This window comes from Variovorax sp. CF079, from assembly GCF_900101545.1.
Taxonomy (GTDB): Bacteria; Pseudomonadota; Gammaproteobacteria; order Burkholderiales; family Burkholderiaceae_C; genus Variovorax.
In genome coordinates this window covers 173,521-189,355 of sequence record NZ_FMZU01000017.1, presented here as the reverse complement: position 1 = coordinate 189,355, position 15,835 = coordinate 173,521, and the positions used below count along the sequence as shown (strand labels likewise).

The 15,835-nt window shown below is 68.7% G+C and carries 16 protein-coding genes and 1 pseudogene; 14 read left to right on the top strand and 3 right to left on the bottom strand.

Going from position 1 to position 15,835, the window contains the following annotated elements; all coding sequences use genetic code 11:
* The 4 genes and pseudogenes from BLS74_RS35160 to BLS74_RS22820 all read left to right on the top strand — a co-directional run.
* Positions 1-127: pseudogene (locus tag BLS74_RS35160) on the top strand (electron transfer flavoprotein subunit alpha/FixB family protein); the annotation flags it as partial.
* Between the two features lie 82 nt (positions 128-209).
* A complete protein-coding gene (locus tag BLS74_RS22830; protein ID WP_093109432.1) occupies positions 210-2,009 on the top strand; it encodes an acyl-CoA dehydrogenase in 1,800 nt (599 codons plus the stop codon).
* A gap of 28 nt (positions 2,010-2,037) precedes the next feature.
* A complete protein-coding gene (locus BLS74_RS22825) occupies positions 2,038-3,000 on the top strand; it encodes an NAD(P)H-dependent flavin oxidoreductase (protein ID WP_093109431.1) in 963 nt (320 codons plus the stop codon).
* A 22-nt stretch (positions 3,001-3,022) separates the two neighbouring features.
* Positions 3,023-4,129 (top strand): acyltransferase family protein, encoded by a 1,107-nt coding sequence (locus BLS74_RS22820; RefSeq protein WP_093109445.1) that lies wholly within the window; start codon positions 3,023-3,025, stop codon positions 4,127-4,129.
* Between the two features lie 12 nt (positions 4,130-4,141).
* On the opposite strand, the gene BLS74_RS22815 is transcribed toward BLS74_RS22820, so the two are convergent.
* Positions 4,142-5,248 carry a glycosyltransferase family 4 protein gene (locus tag BLS74_RS22815; RefSeq protein WP_170855685.1) on the bottom strand — a complete coding sequence of 369 codons (1,107 nt, stop codon included), beginning with the start codon at positions 5,246-5,248 and terminating at the stop codon, positions 4,142-4,144.
* 115 nt (positions 5,249-5,363) lie between these two features.
* On the opposite strand from BLS74_RS22815, the gene cydD reads away from it, so the two are divergent.
* Genes cydD through cydX form a run of 5 tightly spaced genes read left to right on the top strand, consistent with a single transcriptional unit; the run spans position 5,364 to position 11,702 of the window.
* The gene (cydD, locus tag BLS74_RS22810; protein ID WP_093109429.1) at positions 5,364-7,046 is read left to right on the top strand and encodes a thiol reductant ABC exporter subunit CydD; all 1,683 of its coding nucleotides are present in this window, start codon (positions 5,364-5,366) and stop codon (positions 7,044-7,046) included.
* On the top strand, positions 7,043-8,734 hold the full coding sequence (locus BLS74_RS22805; RefSeq protein ID WP_093109428.1) for an amino acid ABC transporter ATP-binding/permease protein: 1,692 nt from the start codon (positions 7,043-7,045) through the stop codon (positions 8,732-8,734). The genes cydD and BLS74_RS22805 overlap by 4 nt, the downstream gene beginning before the upstream one ends.
* 37 nt (positions 8,735-8,771) lie before the next feature.
* Positions 8,772-10,388: a cytochrome ubiquinol oxidase subunit I gene (locus tag BLS74_RS22800; protein ID WP_093109427.1), complete on the top strand. Its 1,617-nt coding sequence runs from the start codon at positions 8,772-8,774 to the stop codon at positions 10,386-10,388.
* Positions 10,389-10,404: 16 nt separating this feature from the next.
* Entirely contained in the window at positions 10,405-11,559 is a 1,155-nt protein-coding gene (cydB, locus tag BLS74_RS22795) for a cytochrome d ubiquinol oxidase subunit II (protein WP_093109426.1), read from the top strand.
* Positions 11,560-11,579: 20 nt separating this feature from the next.
* On the top strand, positions 11,580-11,702 hold the full coding sequence (gene cydX, locus BLS74_RS22790; RefSeq protein WP_086924947.1) for a cytochrome bd-I oxidase subunit CydX: 123 nt from the start codon (positions 11,580-11,582) through the stop codon (positions 11,700-11,702).
* Positions 11,703-11,799: 97 nt separating this feature from the next.
* Here cydX and BLS74_RS22785 read toward each other — a convergent pair whose 3' ends face one another.
* Together BLS74_RS22785 and BLS74_RS22780 are read right to left on the bottom strand one after the other, a co-directional pair.
* Complete coding sequence (locus tag BLS74_RS22785; protein ID WP_093109425.1) at positions 11,800-12,372, bottom strand: GbsR/MarR family transcriptional regulator; 573 nt, start codon at positions 12,370-12,372, stop codon at positions 11,800-11,802.
* Between the two features lie 57 nt (positions 12,373-12,429).
* Complete coding sequence (locus BLS74_RS22780) at positions 12,430-12,852, bottom strand: cupin domain-containing protein (protein WP_093109424.1); 423 nt, start codon at positions 12,850-12,852, stop codon at positions 12,430-12,432.
* Positions 12,853-12,951: 99 nt separating this feature from the next.
* On the opposite strand from BLS74_RS22780, the gene BLS74_RS22775 reads away from it, so the two are divergent.
* The 5 genes from BLS74_RS22775 (at position 12,952) to BLS74_RS22755 (ending at position 15,827) form a co-directional block, all read left to right on the top strand.
* The gene (locus tag BLS74_RS22775; protein ID WP_093109423.1) at positions 12,952-13,401 is read left to right on the top strand and encodes an ArsR/SmtB family transcription factor; all 450 of its coding nucleotides are present in this window, start codon (positions 12,952-12,954) and stop codon (positions 13,399-13,401) included.
* A complete protein-coding gene (locus BLS74_RS22770) occupies positions 13,290-13,757 on the top strand; it encodes an SRPBCC family protein (RefSeq protein ID WP_093109422.1) in 468 nt (155 codons plus the stop codon). The genes BLS74_RS22775 and BLS74_RS22770 overlap by 112 nt, the downstream gene beginning before the upstream one ends.
* Positions 13,757-15,019, top strand: a complete 1,263-nt coding sequence (locus tag BLS74_RS22765; protein WP_093109421.1) for an RNA polymerase sigma factor — start codon at positions 13,757-13,759, stop codon at positions 15,017-15,019. Before BLS74_RS22770 ends, BLS74_RS22765 begins: the two co-directional genes overlap by 1 nt.
* An 89-nt stretch (positions 15,020-15,108) precedes the next feature.
* Positions 15,109-15,471 (top strand): YciI family protein, encoded by a 363-nt coding sequence (locus tag BLS74_RS22760; RefSeq protein WP_093109420.1) that lies wholly within the window; start codon positions 15,109-15,111, stop codon positions 15,469-15,471.
* Positions 15,468-15,827 carry a YciI family protein gene (locus BLS74_RS22755; protein WP_093109419.1) on the top strand — a complete coding sequence of 120 codons (360 nt, stop codon included), beginning with the start codon at positions 15,468-15,470 and terminating at the stop codon, positions 15,825-15,827. Before BLS74_RS22760 ends, BLS74_RS22755 begins: the two co-directional genes overlap by 4 nt.
* Positions 15,828-15,835: the final 8 nt, after the last annotated feature.

Genomic DNA, 15,835 nt, shown 5'->3' with positions numbered 1-15,835 from the left:
CATGAAGGACTCGAAGGTGATCGTGGCGATCAACAAGGACCCGGAAGCGCCGATCTTCTCGGTGGCCGACTATGGGCTGGAAGCCGACCTGTTCACGGCCGTGCCGGAACTGGTGAAAGCGCTCTGATCCGCTTTCATCGAATAGAGAAAGACAGGTGAAGGGCATCGTTCGCGATGCCCTTTTCGTATCTGCTGCATTGGAGACAACCATGAGCTACACCGCCCCCATCAAGGACATGCTGTTCGACATCGAGCACCTCGCGAACATCGCGCAGGTCTCGCAGATGCCGGGCCTCGAAGACGCCGGGCTCGAAACCGCCCAGGCCGTGCTCGAGGAATGCGCGCGCTTCAACCGCGACGTGGTCGCGCCGCTCAACGTCGCGGGCGACCGGCATCCGTCCTCGTTCAAGGACGGCCGGGTCGCGACCACGCCGGGCTTCAAGGAAGCTTTTGCGCAGTACATGGCGGGCGGCTGGCAGGGCCTGCAGCACCCGGCCGAGTTCGGCGGCCAGGGCTTGCCCAAGACCATCGGCGCGGCCTGCGGCGAGATGCTCAACTCGGCCAACATGAGTTTCGCGCTGTGTCCGCTCCTGAGCGACGGCGCCATCGAAGCGCTGCTCACGGCCGGCTCCGACGAGCTCAAGGCCACCTACCTCGAGAAGCTGGTGAGCGGGCAATGGACCGGCACCATGAACCTGACCGAGCCGCAGGCCGGCAGCGATCTCGCAATGGTGCGCAGCCGCGCCGAGCCGCAATCCGACGGCAGCTACAAGATCTTCGGCACCAAGATCTTCATCACCTACGGCGAGCACGACATGGCCGAGAACATCGTGCACCTCGTGCTCGCGCGCGTGGCCGGCGCGCCCGAAGGCGTGAAGGGCATCAGCCTGTTCGTTTGCCCCAAGTTCCTCGTGAACAAGGATGGTTCGCTGGGCGTTCGCAACGACGTGCACTGCGTGAGCATCGAGCACAAGCTGGGCATCAAGGCCAGTCCGACCGCCGTGCTGCAGTACGGTGACCACGGTGGTGCCGTGGGGTACCTCGTGGGCCAGGAAAACCGCGGCCTCGAATACATGTTCATCATGATGAACGCAGCCCGCTACGCCGTCGGCATGCAGGGCATCGCGATCGCCGAGCGCGCCTACCAGCAGGCGGTGGCCTATGCCAGGGACCGCGTGCAGAGCCGTCCGGTCGACGGCTCGATCAACGCCAGCGCGCCGATCATCCATCACCCCGACGTGAAGCGCATGCTGATGACGATGCGCGCCTACACCGAGGGCTGCCGCGCCATGGCCGCGGTGGCCGCGGCCGCCTACGACGCGGCGCATCACCACGCGGACGCAGACACGCGCCGGCAGAACCAGGCCTTCTACGAATTCATGGTGCCGCTGGTCAAGGGCTATAGCACCGAGATGAGCCTGGAGGTCGCCTCGCTCGGCGTGCAGGTGCACGGCGGCATGGGCTTCATCGAGGAGACCGGCGCGGCGCAGTACCTGCGCGATGCCAAGATCCTCACCATCTACGAAGGCACGACGGCGATCCAGGCCAACGACCTGGTGGGCCGCAAGACCGCGCGCGACGGCGGCCAGACCGCGAAGGCCATTGCCGCGCAGATCGAGCAGACCGAGGCCGAGCTCGCGAAGCAGGGCAGCGACGCCGCGCGTGCTGTGGGCAAGCGCCTCACGGCCGCGCGCCAGGCCTTCGTCGACGTGGTCGACTTCGTCGTCGGCCAGACCAAGGCCGGACCGAAATCAGCCAATGCCGTGTTCGCGGGCAGCGTGCCCTATCTGATGCTGGCGGGCAACCTGGTGGCCGGCTGGCAGCTCGCGCGCTCGCTGCTGGTGGCCGAAGCGCTCGCCAACGCCGGCACCGACACCGCCTTCATGAACGCCAAGATCGCCACCGCGCGCTTCTATGCCGAGCACATCCTCAACAAGGCGCCCGGCCTGCGCGACAGCATCGTCGATGGCGCCGAGAGCGTGACGGCGCTGGCGCTCGACGCTTTCTGAATCCAGTCAGTCAACATCCGGAGACCCCATGTCCAAGCTGCCTTCCGTACTCGCCAATCTCCCGCTGCCGATCATCGGCTCGCCGCTGTTCATCATCAGCAACCCCAAGCTCGTGATCGCGCAGTGCAAGGCCGGCGTCGTCGGCGCGATGCCTGCGCTCAACGCGCGACCCGCGTCGCAGCTCGAAGACTGGCTGGCCGAGATCACCGAAGAGCTCGCGGCGTACAACAAGGCGAATCCGGACAAGCCGGCCGCGCCCTTCGCCATCAACCAGATCGTGCACAAGAGCAACGACCGCCTCGAGCATGACATGGCGATGGTCGTGAAGTACAAGGTGCCGATCGTCATCACCTCGCTCGGCGCGCGCACCGACGTCAACGATGCGGTCCACAGCTACGGCGGCGTGACGCTGCACGACATCATCAACAACGCCTTCGCGAGGAAGGCGATCGAGAAGGGCGCCGACGGCATCATCGCCGTGGCGGCCGGCGCCGGTGGCCATGCGGGCATCAAGAGCCCCTTCGCCCTGGTGCAGGAAATCCGCCAGTGGTTCGATGGCCCGATCGCCTTGTCGGGCTCGATCGCGACGGGCGGTGCGGTGCTCGCGGCGCAGGCGATGGGCGCCGACTTCGCCTACATCGGCACTGCCTTCATCGCCACCGAGGAGGCGCGCGCCAGCGCCGAGTACAAGCAGGCCATCGTCGACGGCACCTCCGACGACATCGTCTATTCGAACCTGTTCACCGGCGTGCACGGCAACTACCTCGCGCCCAGCATCGTGGCCGCCGGCATGGACCCGGCCAACCTGCCGCAGGGCGAGCTCAAGACCATGAATTTCGGCGGCGGCGACGGCAGCAAGGCCAAGGCCTGGAAGGACATCTGGGGTTCGGGCCAGGGCATCGGCGCCGTGACCGAGGTCGCGAGCGCCGCCGCTTTCATCGACAAGCTCAAGCGCGAGTACGACGAGGCTCGGCGCCGCCTTGCGCTCTGACACCGCGGCCACCGCGGCGCGCCTGCCGCTGCTCGATGCGGCGAAAGGCCTGGCCTGCGCCGTGATCGTCGGGCACCACCTCGCGCGCTACGGGCCCTTGCCGGCAGGCGCGTCCTCCCTCGCGCCGGGGCTGTTCGAATGGCTGGCGCAGGATGGCCGGCTGGCGGTGCAGGTGTTCCTGGTGCTGGCCGGTTTTCTGGCGGCGGGCAGCCTGGCGCCCGACGGCGTGCTGCGGGTCGACCGGCCGCTGGTCCGCGTGTTCCAGCGCTACGGCCGGCTTGCGATGCCCTACCTGGCGGCACTGAGCTTCAGCGTGCTGGTCGCCGCGCTGGTGCGGCCCTGGCTCGACGACGAGGCGGTGCCCGCGGCGCCGGGCATTGCGCAGCTGCTGGCGCACGGGCTGCTGCTGCAGGATCTGCTCGGCTACGACGCCTTGTCCACCGGCGTCTGGTACGTGGCGATCGACTTCCAGCTCTTCGTGCTGGCGCTCGCGGCGATCAGCTTTTCCGAACTGCTGCAGCGGCGCTGGTCCCTGCGGCCGGAGCGGTCGCGCTGGCTCGCCGTGGCGCTGGTGCTGGTGCTGGCCGTCGCCTCTCTCGCTGTGTTCAACCGCAACGAAGAGCTCGACGACACGGCGCTCTATTTCTTCGGCGCCTATGGCCTGGGCATGGGCGTGTTCTGGATCGGCCGCGCGACGCGGCTACGCACCTGGCAGTTCGGCATCGCGCTGCTGCTCCTGGTCGGCGCCGCGGCCCTGGCGCTCGACTGGCGCAGCCGCATCGCCACGGCGCTGGTCACGGCGCTGCTGCTGGCTGTGGTCCAGCGCCGCGCCGGGCCCGAGCCGGCCGCATGGCCGCCGCTCGCGCAGCCGCTGCTGCGGCTGGGGCGCATCTCGTACTCACTGTTCCTGATCCACTTTCCGGTGCTGCTGCTGGTGAGCGCGGCGTTCGACCGGCTCGCGCCCGACGGGCCCTGGGTCGACCTGATCGGCCTCCTGGCCACCTTCGCGCTGTCGATCGTCGCGGCGATGCTGCTCTACCGGTGGGTGGAGTCGCGGCCCGCCACCTGGCGCGCGGTGCTGGCCTTGTTTGCGGGCCTGCTGGTCTGCGGCGCGGTGGCCTCTTCGTAGCTTCCTGGCTTCTTAGCGGCCTGCCGCGAGCGCCTCTGCGTAATGCGCCGAGAAGGTCTCGGCGACGACCTCCCAGTCGTAGCGCTTGGCCCGCTGCTGCGCGGCCATCGACATCGCGGTGCAGCGCTCGCCGTCGAGGCTCGCGACCTCGCGCACCACGGCCAGATCCTTGGCGCCGATGTCGAAATCGAGGAAGAACCCGTTGACTGAGCGCTCGACGAAGCCGTTGATCGGCGCCATGTCGCGGCACAGCACGATCTTGCCGGCGGCCATCGCCTCCAGGATGCCGATGCCGAAGCCCTCATACTCGCTGCCCGTGACGAAGACCGTGCGCTGCTGCAGCTCCTGCAGCAGGGCGGCGTCTTCGATGTAAGGATGCAGCCTGACCGAGTCATCAAGCTGGAGGGCGCCGATCTGCGCCTGCAGCGATTCGCCCAGGTTGTCGAAATCGGGCCCGGCGATCAGCAGGTCGATCTTGATCCCCTGGTGCCTTGCCATGGCCACGGTGTCGATGACCGCGTCGATGCGCTTGTTGCGCGACCAGCGACCCCAGTAGATCCACTTGGTGGGGTCGGGCGGGCCGGTGAGGCGCCCGCCCTGGAACTTCGAGTACGCGATGCCGTTCTCGCATTTCTCGACCCTGTTCGAGAAATGGCTGAAGTAGGCCTTGTCGGATTCGCTGCTCGCGAGGATCTTCCGGTAGCGGCGCAGCAGGCGGCGCATCAGCACGCGCTCGTGCAGCCACTTGATCGCGCCGTGTTTGGCCGTGTGGCGAAAGCCGCCGTGCGTACTCAGCACGGCGGGGATGTCGCGGCATTGAAGCAGCACGTTGCCGGTGAGCATCATCAGTTGCGGATCGTGCACGTGCAGCAGGTCGTAGCCGGCGGCAAGCCGGCCGAGCTCGCGCGCATAGCCGGCCAGGCGGTTGCCCAGCACCGGCACCCGGAACACCTTGATGCCGTCCAGCTCGCCGACCGAAAACCCCGTGTGCTTGGCGGACACGTGCGCGATGTCGACCTGGCTGCCCTGGCTCGAGTTGCGTACCGCGAGTTCCCGCACGACGGACTCGATGCCTCCGATCTCGGGGAAGTAGGTCGGCGTGATGGAAAGAATCTTCATGGCGTCGTAGCTTAGCGGGTGCACCATGCCGCTTCGGGCGATTGCCCGTGCCGTGTCACATCCGCTATCATTGTGGAACTTTCAGTAAATACTGAAATTGCACGAATTCAGCAAAATGCAGCCTCACGCACCCTCGCTCGCCGGCTTGCGATCCCTGGACCCGCCAAGGCTCGCCGCCTTCGTTCAAGGTGCTGCCGCGCTGCTGTGGCTGCCGCAGGCGGCCTTGCTGGCCTGGGCCGTCGAGGGCCTGGCGGCGGGCACGGGCTTGGCGGCGGTGCTGTGGCCCGCAGGCGGGATCGTGCTGCTCGGGCTGCTGCGCGTTGTCTGCGAGGCCTGGGGGGCGCGCCGCGTCTTTACCGGCGCGCGAGCGGCGCTGTCGGAACTGCGCGCACGGGTCGCTGTCGCACTGGCGGCACGTTCGCCGCTGGACCGTGCGCGTCCGGCCTCGGGGCTCGCGGCCAGCGTGATCGCGGAGCAGGCGGAGGCGGTGGTGCCGTACCTGGTGCGCTACGGCCCGGCGCGCTGGCGCGCGATGGTCGTGCCGCTCGCGATCCTGCCGGTGGTGGCCGGCTTCTCGTGGGTGGCGGCATTGGTGCTGCTGGTCGCGGCGCCGCTGATCCCATTCTTCATGGCCATCGTGGGCTGGCGCGCGCGGGCCGCGAGCGAGGCGCAGCTGGTGGAAACGGGGGGCATGAATGCCTTCCTGCTCGACCGGCTGCGCGGCCTTCCCACCTTGCGTGCGCTCGGTGCGATAGCCGCCACTGCGCTCAGGCTCGGCGAAGCGGCCGAGGCGCTGCGACGGCGCACCATGGCGGTGTTGCGCATCGCCTTCCTGTCGTCGGCCGTGCTGGAGCTGTTCTCGGCGCTGGGCGTGGCGATGGTCGCGGCCTATGTCGGTTTCCATCTGCTCGGCACCTTCGAGTTCGGCACCTGGGGCCGGCGCCTGAGCCTGGGCGAGGGCATGTTCGTGCTGCTGCTGGCGCCGGCTTTCTTCGAGCCGCTGCGCGAGCTGTCGGCGGTCTGGCACGACCGCGCAGCCGGCGAGGCGGCGCTCGATGCGCTCGACCGGCTCGCGCGCACCGATGTGGCGCTGCCCGGCGCGCAGAGCGAATTGTCGGCCGGCGACGAGGCCACGGCCGGCGCGCCCTCGGTGCATGTGCATGGCCTGCATTTCTCCCATGCCAGCGAAGACGCCTTCTTCGAGGACTATGACCTGCGCATCGTCGCCGGCGAGCATGTCGCGCTGATGGGGCCCAGTGGCTCGGGCAAGACGGCCTTGCTCTGCCTGATCGCCGGGCTGGTGCCGGCGCGGCAGGGCGAGATCGCGATCGGCGGCGTCCCGCTCTCGGACCGGACCGTGGCCGCACTGCGCCGGCGCATGGCCTGGATGGGCCAGAAGCCCCACGTGTTCGCGGGCTCGGTGCAGGCTAACGTGACGCTGGGGCGCGCCGGCGTGGACTCGGAACAGGTCGAGGCCGCGATGCAGTTCGCGCAGTTGGACCGCGTGGCCCAGGCCCACCCGAGCGTGGCGCTGGGCGAGGGCGGCAGCGGGTTGTCGGGCGGCGAGGCGGCGCGCCTCGCACTGGCGCGGTTGGCCGTGCATCCCGAGGCCGACCTGCTGCTGGTCGACGAGCCCACGGCGCACCTCGACACCGAGACCGCGGAGCGCGTGGCCGATGCGCTGATCGAACTCGCGCGCGGCAAGACCCTGATCGCCGCGACCCACGATCCCGTGCTGGCCGCGCGCTTGCACCGCGTGATCCGGCTCGACGCCGTGCCCGCGAAGGAAGCGGCATGAAGCTGTGGCGCGATCTTCGTCCAGTCGCGGGACTCTTTGTCGCCGCGGAGCCGCGCAGGCTCGTGCTCGGCGCGGCCCTCGCGGCGCTCACCGTCCTGATGGGCATGGCGCTGCTTGGCCTCTCGGGCTGGTTCATCACCGCCACCGCGCTCGCAGGCCTGCATGCCGCGACCGCGATCGTCTTCGACGTCTTCATGCCCTCGGCCGGCATCCGCCTGCTGGCACTGGGCCGCACCGCATCGCGCTATGGCGAGCGGCTGATCACGCACGACGCGAGCTTTGCCGTTCTGGCCGCGCTGCGCGTGCGCCTGTTCCGCGGCTGGGCCCGGCCCGATGCCGCACGCCAGTTGCTGGCGCGGCCGGCACGGCTCTTGTTCCGATTGACCGCGGACATCGATGCGCTCGAATCCTTCTACCTGCGCCTCCTGGTGCCCGCCGCTGCGGCGCTCGGCGCGGCGCTGCTGGCGGGCCTGGTGCTCGGCGTCATGAATCCCTGGATGGGCGGGTTGCTCGCGCTCTGGTTGCTGGCCGCGGGCTGGGGCATCGCGCTGGTGGTGGCGCAGCGTGCGCGGCCGGCCGCAGTGCGGCGGGCCCAGGCGATGGAAAGCCTGCGCGCACGCGCCGTGGACCTGGTCGCCGGCCAGACCGAACTGGTCATGGCGGGCCGCATCGACGCGCAGCGCGAGGCGCTGGCCGCGGCCGACCGCCACCTGGCCAAGGCCGACCTGGTGCTGAACCGGCTCGAAGCCGGCGCCGGCATGGCCTATGGCATGGCCGGCGCGCTGACCCTGGCGGCGGTGCTGCTGGCGGCGGGCCTGCTGGCGGACGAGGGCGCGATCGGCGCGCCGGCCGCGGCACTGGCGCTGCTGGTGGCACTGACGGCCATTGAACCCTTCGCTGCCTTGCGCCGCGGCGCGCTCGATGCCGGGCGCAGCTGGCTCGCGGCGCGGCGGCTGGCACCGCGCATGGCGGCCGAGCCGAAGGCCCTGCATGGCCCCGCCGCGCCCGATGAGGGCCTGGCGCTGCAACTGAAGGATGTCGTCGTGACGCACCCCGGCAGCCGCGTGCCTGCGCTGCAGCTCGGCGCGCTGGCACTGGCCGCGGGCGAGCGCGTCGCGCTGATCGGTGCGAGCGGTGCAGGCAAGTCGACGCTGCTCGCGGCGATCGCGGGCGAACTGGCGCCGCAGCAGGGTGAACTCCGCGCGCAAGACCATTGCCTGCTGACGCAGCGCACCGAACTCTTCCACGACAGCCTGCGCGACAACCTGCGGCTCGCCGACCCGGCGGCCGACGAGGCGCGGCTATGGGCGGTGCTGCGCGCCGCAGGGCTGGCTGACGAAGTCCGCGCCATGGCCCGGGGCCTCGATACCGTGCTCGGCGAAGGCGGCCTGGGCCTTTCCGGCGGCCAGTCGCGACGCCTCGCGTTGGCGCGCCTGCTGCTGCGGAACGTACCCTTTTGGCTGCTCGACGAGCCCACCGAAGCGCTGGACACTGCGACCGCACACGATGTGCTGCAGCGCCTGCGCGTTCAGGCCGCGGGACGAAGCCTGTTGATCGCGACCCATCTGCGGCGCGAGGCCGCGCTGGCGGACCGGCTGCTGTGCATGCGGGCCGGCCGCATCACGGCCGACCTGCGTCGCGGCACCGCTGCCTTCGATGCCGCCCTGAGCGCACTGCGGCCCGACTGAGATCGCACGCCGACCACAAGAAAACGAAAGGAACCCCATGGACCTCGACATCGTTGCACTTTCACGCTTGCAGTTCGCGCTCACGGCGCTCTACCACTTCCTGTTCGTGCCGCTGACCATCGGCCTCGCGGTGATCGTCGCGATCATGGAGACGGTCTACGTCATGACTGGCCGCACCATCTGGCGCGACATGACGAAGTTCTGGGGCCTCTTGTTCGGCATCAACTTCGCGATGGGCGTGGCCACCGGCATCGTGATGGAGTTCCAGTTCGGCATGAACTGGAGCTACTACAGCCATTACGTGGGCGACGTCTTCGGCGCGCCGCTGGCCATCGAGGGGCTGATGGCCTTCTTCCTCGAGGCGACTTTCGTTGGCCTGTTCTTCTTCGGCTGGGACAAGCTCTCCAAGGTCGGCCACCTGGTCACCACCTGGGCGGTGGCCATCGGCTCCAACTTCTCGGCGCTGTGGATCCTGATCGCCAACGGCTGGATGCAGAACCCGGTGGGCGCGGCCTTCAACCCGCAGACCATGCGCATGGAAGTGACCGATTTCTTCGCCGTGCTGACCAACCCGGTGGCGCAGGCCAAGTTCGTGCACACGGTGTCGGCAGGCTACACGGTCGCTTCCATCTTCGTGCTCGGCGTGTCGGCCTGGTACCTGCTGCGCGGGCGGCACTTGCAGCTGGCCAAGCGCTCGATGACGGTGGCCGCCTCCTTCGGCCTCGCGGCCTCGCTCTCGGTCGTGGTGCTGGGCGACGAGAGCGGCTACCTCTCGACCGAGCACCAGAAGATGAAGCTCGCCGCCATCGAAGCGATGTGGAAGACCGAGCCGGCGCCGGCCGCCTTCACCGCCTTCGGCTTCCCCGACCAGGAAACGCGCGAGACGCACTACGCGATCCACATCCCCGCGGTGATGGGGCTGATCGGCACGCGCTCGCTCACCACCGAGATCCCGGGCATCGACGACCTCGTGCACCGCGCCGAGCTCAACATCCGCGTCGGCATCTCGGCCTACGATGCCTTGCAGAAGATCCGCGCGGCCGGCAGCGAGACCGAAGTTCCGGAGTCGGCGCGCAAGATCTTCGAGGCCAACGGCCATGCAATGGGCTATGCGCTGCTGCTCAAGCGCTACGTCGACGACCCGCGGCAAGCCACGCCGGAGCAGATCGCCAAGGCCGCGCTGGACACCGTGCCGGCCGTGGCGCCCCTGTACTGGTCCTTCCGCATCATGGTCGGGCTCGGCATGTTCTTCATCCTGCTGACCGCCACCTTCTTCGTGCTCTCGGCGCGGCGCAAGCTCGATGCGCATCCATGGCTGCTCAAGCTCGCGGTGTTCGCGATCCCGCTGCCGTGGATCGCCGCCGAGTGCGGCTGGATCGTGGCCGAGGTCGGCCGCCAGCCCTGGGTGATCGAGGGCGTGCTGCCGACCGCGGTGGCGGTGTCGAACCTCGGCGTCACCACGCTGCTGATCACGATCGCGGGCTTCGCGCTGATCTACACCGTGCTGTTCCTGATCGAGATGAAGCTGATGCTGAAGGCGATCCGCAAGGGTCCCGAGGAACATCCGGTGCCGCCGCCCGCGGCCTATCGCGCCGAGGCCGACCCCGAGCTGGCCGCCACGCTGCCCCGCACACCTCTCGCCGCCGCAGATTGACCTCACGGAGCACGACATGATCCTGCACGAACTCATTTCCTACGAAACCCTGCGCCTGGTCTGGTGGCTGCTGCTCGGCGTGCTCCTGATCGGCTTTGCCGTGACCGACGGCTTCGACCTCGGCGCCAACATGCTGCTGCCCTTCGCCGGCCGCAACGATCTCGAACGCCGCGTCATCATCAACAGCGTCGGCCCGGTGTGGGAGGGCAATCAGGTGTGGCTGATCCTCGGCGGCGGCGCGATCTTCGCGGCCTGGCCGCAGCTCTACGCGGTGTCCTTCTCTGGCTTCTACCTCGCGATGTTCGCGATCCTCGTGCCATTGATCTTGCGGCCCGTGGCATTCAAGTTCCGCAGCAAGAATGACGATGCGCGCTGGCGCACGCGCTGGGACTGGACGCTGTTCGTCACCGGCCTGGTGCCCGCGCTGATCTTCGGCGTGGCCATGGGCAACGTGCTGCAGGGCGTGCCCTTCCGGCTCGCGCCGGACATGCGCATCTTCTACGAGGGTTCCTTCTTCGGGCTGCTCAATCCCTTCGCCTTGCTGTGCGGCCTGGTGTCGGTCGCGATGCTGGTGATGCACGGCAGCGCGTGGCTGCAACTGAAGACGCAGGGGCCGGTCGCCGATCGCGCGCGCGATTTCGGCAGCGTCGCGGCGCTGCTCACACTGGTGCTCTATGCGCTGGCCGGCTATGTGCTGTGGAGCTGGGTCGACGGCTACCGGGTGACGAGCGCGCTGCCGACCGGCGGGCCGTCCAACCCGCTGCTCAAGATGGTCGAAGTGCAGCCGGGCGCATGGTTCGCCAACTATGCGGCGCGGCCGTGGATGTGGGCGGCGCCGGGTCTGGGCCTGGCCGGTGCGCTGCTGGCCTTCGTCGGGCTGCGGCTGAGGCGCGAGGTGTTGACGCTGCTCGCCAGCGCGCTCGGCATCGTGGGCATCATCCTCAGCGTCGGTGCCTCGATGTTCCCCTTCATCCTGCCGTCGTCGATCGACCCGCGCGCCAGTCTCACGGTGTGGGATTCGTCATCGAGCCACCTGACGCTGTTCATCATGCTGGTGGTCACGGCCATCTTCATTCCGCTGATCGTGGCCTACACCAGCTGGGTCTACAAGGTGCTGTGGGGCAAGGTGGATGCCGATGCCATCAGGGATGAGCGCGGTCACGCGTACTGATCAACAAAAGGAACCGAACCATGTGGTACTTCGCTTGGCTGCTGGGCCTCCCTCTCGCCGCGACCTTCGCGGTGCTCAATGCGATGTGGTACGAGCTGATGGACGACGAGGCGATCCGGCGCGACAAGCTCGAGAAGCCCTAGAGGGAGCAAGACAGCAGCGTGTCCACGGCGGTGGGCGGTGTGCCCTTGGCTGGCCGTTGAGTCACCGGCCAAGGGCACACCGCCCACCGCCGCGACCCTAAGCCCCCGCCTTCTTGCCCTTTGCCCCGGTGATGCGGTCCTTGAGCGTGAGCACCTTGGTCACCGTCGCGCCCATGCCCATCAGCTGCATTGCGGTCTCGGGCGCCAGGCGCTGCACATCGTCGAACCATTTCATGAGCCGGTCGATCAGGTCGTGCATCTCGCGCATGCGCTGCTGGGCGTGGCGCTCCTCGTCGCTCGTGGGTTCTTCGAGCAGCGCCATGCGCAGCATCGAGAGCGTCGGCTCGACCTCGCGGCGGCGCCGTTCCTCGGCCAGCACGCGGAAGATCTCCCAGACGTCGGCCGGCGCCTCGAAGTACTCGCGCCGGTCGCCCGGCTGGTGGCGCAGCTGCACCAGCCGCCAGGCCTGCAGCTCCTTCAGGCCCATGCTCACGTTCGAACGCGAGAACTCCAGCATCTCGGCGATCTCGTCCGCGTTGAGCGCGCGCTGCGAGATGAAGATCAGCGCATAGATCTGGCCGACGGTGCGGTTGATGCCCCACTTGCTGCCCATCTCTCCGAAGTGGGCGACGAACTGGCGGTTGAGCGGGGGCAGGGGGGGAGAAGGCATCGGCGCATTTTCGCGCCGAATTGCTGTAGCTTCAAGAAAGACTGAAAACTCGTGCCGCTACTTCCATGGCGTCGGCGCGGGAACCTCGCAGGCCGGCTCGACATCGATGCTCTTGAAATCGGCCGGCGAGACGATCTCGAGGTACTCCATGTCGGGCGAGTAGTCGAAGAGGTAGTGCCGGATGCCGGGGCGCTGGTGCACCACGTCGCCGGCCTCGACCAGCGTCTCCTGGTCCTCGTACATGAACCTGGCCCAGCCCTTCACCATGATGACGATCTGGAACTCCGCCTCGTGCCGGTGCCAGCCGGTGCCCGCTTCCGGTGCCATGTTGGCCTTGACGAGGTGCGCAATGACCTTGCCGTGCGTGGCCTCGGCGATGCCCAGGTCGCGGTACAGGAAGAAGTCGCGCAATCCGCCCGAGACGTACTCGGTGTCGCCGGGCTTCACGTGGGAGAACTTCGTGTCGGTGCGGTCCAGCATGGGAACTCCTTGTGGCGGTGGGATGCTGCGTCGCAATATGCATAAAGCGTTCCCGCGTCGGGCTTGACAGCGGCGCCGCGCGCTTCGAAACTCAACCACATGGTTCACTCTGATGCAGACACCCTCGATGCCGTCTTCGCCGCGCTGTCCGATTCGACGCGCCGCGCGGTGCTCGAAACGCTGGGGGAGGGCGGCGGCCTCACCGTCACGGAACTCGCGCAGCCGCACGGCATGTCGCTCACCGGCTTCATGAAGCATCTGCGCGTGCTCGAGAACGCAGGGCTCGTCTCCCGCACGAAGGAGGGCCGCATCGTGCGCTGCGAGCTCTCGCCTCAGCCCATGCAGGAGGCCGCCGTGTGGTTGTCCCGCTATGAAAAATTCTGGGCCGAGCGCCTCGATGCGCTGGCCCGCTTCCTGTACCAACAAGAGGAGACCGCATGGCGAGCCCTGCCACCCGAGACGAAGAACGCCCCTCGCTCACCCTCCGCCGGCACTACGAAGTCGCGCCCGACAAAGTCTGGCGGGCGTGGACCGACCCGCAAGCGCTAAAGCTGTGGTTCGGCCCGGCCGAGATCGTCTCGGTGCCGGTCTCTGAGATCGACCTGCGCGTGGGCGGCCGCTTCCGCGTGGTGATGCTGGAAGCGAACGGCGAGCGGCACGAGGTCGGCGGCGTCTACCACGAGATCGTTCCGAATCGCAAGCTGGTCTTCAGCTGGGCCTGGCACAGCACGCCCGAGCGCGAATCGCGCGTCACGGTGCTGATCGAGCCTTCGGGCCGCGGCTGTGAGCTGGAGCTGCGCCACGAGCAGTTCTTCGACGAGGCCGCGCGCGAAGGCCACGAACACGGCTGGACCGGCTCGCTGGTGAAGCTGGAGGCCTTGCTCGGCAGCGCGGAAGCGGCCTGATGGCGACAGCGCCGGCCGCAGTGCGCGAGGCGGTGGATGCGGTCTACCGCAGCGAGTCGCGCCGCATCTTCGCGACGCTGGTGCGCCTCCTGGGCGACTTCGACCTGGCCGAGGAGGCGCTGCACGACGGCTTTCGCGCGGCGCTCGAGCAATGGCCTGCGAGCGGCATCCCGGCCAGCCCGCGCGCCTGGCTGGTGTCGGCCGGGCGCTTCAAGGCCATCGACGGCCTCCGCCGCCGCGCACGCTTCGATGCCTGGGACGACGCAGGCGATGCGGCCGAGGCCATCGCCGACCCTGCGCTGGCCTGGGATGAGCGCGACGCCGATGCCGAGACGCTGGAGGACGACCGCCTGCGCCTCGTCTTCACCTGCTGCCACCCGGCGCTGGCGCCCGACGCGCAGGTCGCGCTGACGCTGCGCGAGGTCTGCGGCCTCGCGACCGAAGACATCGCCAATGCCTTCCTGGTGCCCGCGCCGACGATTGCGCAACGCATCGTGCGCGCGAAGGCCAGGATCCGCGAGGCCCGCATTCCCTACCAGGTGCCGCCCGTGGCCGAGCTGGCCGAACGGCTCGATGCCGTGCTGCGCGTGGTCTACCTGGTGTTCAACGAGGGCTATGCGGCCTCGTCCGGCGAGACGCTGACGCGTCCCGACCTGTCGGCCGAGGCGATCCGGCTCGGCCGGCTGCTGGTCGACCTGCTGCCCGAGCCCGAGGCCGTGGGCCTCTTGGCGCTGATGCTGCTGCACGAGTCGCGGCGTGCCGCACGAACCTCGGCATCGGGCGAGATGGTGCTGCTCGACGAGCAGGATCGCAGCCTGTGGAATCGGGCATCGATCGAGGAGGGCGCTGCCCTCGCGATGCGCGCGCTCTCGTCGCGCCGCTTCGGGCCCTACACGCTGCAGGCCGCCATCGCGGCGGTGCATGCCGAAGCCGCGGATGCGCAATCCACCGACTGGGCCCAGATCGCCGGGCTCTACGAGGTGCTGCTGCGCGCCGAGCCTTCGCCGGTGGTGGCGCTCAACCGCGCGGTCGCGATCGCGATGCGCGACGGGCCGGCGGCCGGCTTGCCCCTCATCGATGAAATCCTCGCGCGCGGCGAGCTCGCGGACTACCACCTGGCCCACGCGGCGCGCGCCGATCTGTGCCGGCGGCTCGGCCGCACGGCGGAAGCGAGGGCATCGTACGAACGTGCGCTGGCGCTCGCGCGGCAGGCCCCCGAGCGGCAGTTTCTCGAGCGGCGGCTGGCTGAGCTTGCATCCTGAAACAAGTTCGAGCGGGCGCGAATGTCGATCGGCGGCCTCTGCGTTCGACCAGTGGGTGTCAGTCACCCAATCCTTTTCTGGAGATGCACATGAAATACCTCTGCATGGTCTATTTCGACCCCAAGCTGCTCGCGACGATGACGCCGAGCGAGCGCGCCACGCTGGACACCGATTCGATGGACTATGACAAGGAGCTCGATGCGCGCGGCCAACTGGTCGTTGCGGAAGCCCTGCAGTCGGTGAAGACCGCCAAGGTCGTGCAGGTGCGCAAGGGCACGATGTCGCAGACCGACGGCCCCTTCGCCGAAACCAAGGAGCAGCTCGGCGGCTTCATCCTGATCGACGTCCAGGACCTCAACGCCGCGATCCAGGTGGCCGCCAGGATCCCGCTCGCGAAGTACGGCAGCATCGAGGTGCGCCCCATCGCGAAGGTCGAGAGGATTGCGTCATGAGATACCTCTGCATGATCTTCGCCACCGACGAGCAGATGAGCGTGCTCTCGCCCGGCGAGATGCGCGACTTCGTCAACGCGCACCTGGATTACGACGACCAGTTGCGCGCGAGCGGGCATTTCGTCGAATCGGAAGGCCTGGAGGCGGCCCGCACTGCCGCCGTCGTGCGCGTGCGCAACGGCAAGCTGTCGGTGACCGACGGCCCCTTCGTCGAAACCAACGAACAGCTCGGCGGCTTCTACCTGGTCGAGGCCGCGAGCGACGAAGAGGCGGTGCGCATCGCCGCCGGCATTCCGTCCTCGCGCGTGGGCAGCATCGAGGTGCGCCCCGTGGTGGTCTGGGAGCACACGCCATGAGCCGCCGG

What these genes read in the sequence shown, in the direction of transcription:
- cydB (WP_093109426.1), top strand. Translation starts at nt 10,405, where the DNA reads ATGATCCTGCACGAACTCATTTCCTACGAAACCCTGCGCCTGGTCTGG.
- BLS74_RS22780 (WP_093109424.1), bottom strand. Translation starts at nt 12,852, where the DNA reads ATGCTGGACCGCACCGACACGAAGTTCTCCCACGTGAAGCCCGGCGAC.
- BLS74_RS22825 (WP_093109431.1), top strand. Translation starts at nt 2,038, where the DNA reads ATGTCCAAGCTGCCTTCCGTACTCGCCAATCTCCCGCTGCCGATCATC.
- BLS74_RS22770 (WP_093109422.1), top strand. Translation starts at nt 13,290, where the DNA reads ATGGCGAGCCCTGCCACCCGAGACGAAGAACGCCCCTCGCTCACCCTC.
- BLS74_RS22765 (WP_093109421.1), top strand. Translation starts at nt 13,757, where the DNA reads ATGGCGACAGCGCCGGCCGCAGTGCGCGAGGCGGTGGATGCGGTCTAC.
- BLS74_RS22830 (WP_093109432.1), top strand. Translation starts at nt 210, where the DNA reads ATGAGCTACACCGCCCCCATCAAGGACATGCTGTTCGACATCGAGCAC.
- cydD (WP_093109429.1), top strand. Translation starts at nt 5,364, where the DNA reads ATGCAGCCTCACGCACCCTCGCTCGCCGGCTTGCGATCCCTGGACCCG.
- BLS74_RS22775 (WP_093109423.1), top strand. Translation starts at nt 12,952, where the DNA reads ATGGTTCACTCTGATGCAGACACCCTCGATGCCGTCTTCGCCGCGCTG.
- BLS74_RS22755 (WP_093109419.1), top strand. Translation starts at nt 15,468, where the DNA reads ATGAGATACCTCTGCATGATCTTCGCCACCGACGAGCAGATGAGCGTG.
- BLS74_RS22760 (WP_093109420.1), top strand. Translation starts at nt 15,109, where the DNA reads ATGAAATACCTCTGCATGGTCTATTTCGACCCCAAGCTGCTCGCGACG.
- BLS74_RS22785 (WP_093109425.1), bottom strand. Translation starts at nt 12,372, where the DNA reads ATGCCTTCTCCCCCCCTGCCCCCGCTCAACCGCCAGTTCGTCGCCCAC.
- BLS74_RS22800 (WP_093109427.1), top strand. Translation starts at nt 8,772, where the DNA reads ATGGACCTCGACATCGTTGCACTTTCACGCTTGCAGTTCGCGCTCACG.
- cydX (WP_086924947.1), top strand. Translation starts at nt 11,580, where the DNA reads ATGTGGTACTTCGCTTGGCTGCTGGGCCTCCCTCTCGCCGCGACCTTC.
- BLS74_RS22815 (WP_170855685.1), bottom strand. Translation starts at nt 5,248, where the DNA reads ATGAAGATTCTTTCCATCACGCCGACCTACTTCCCCGAGATCGGAGGC.
- BLS74_RS22805 (WP_093109428.1), top strand. Translation starts at nt 7,043, where the DNA reads ATGAAGCTGTGGCGCGATCTTCGTCCAGTCGCGGGACTCTTTGTCGCC.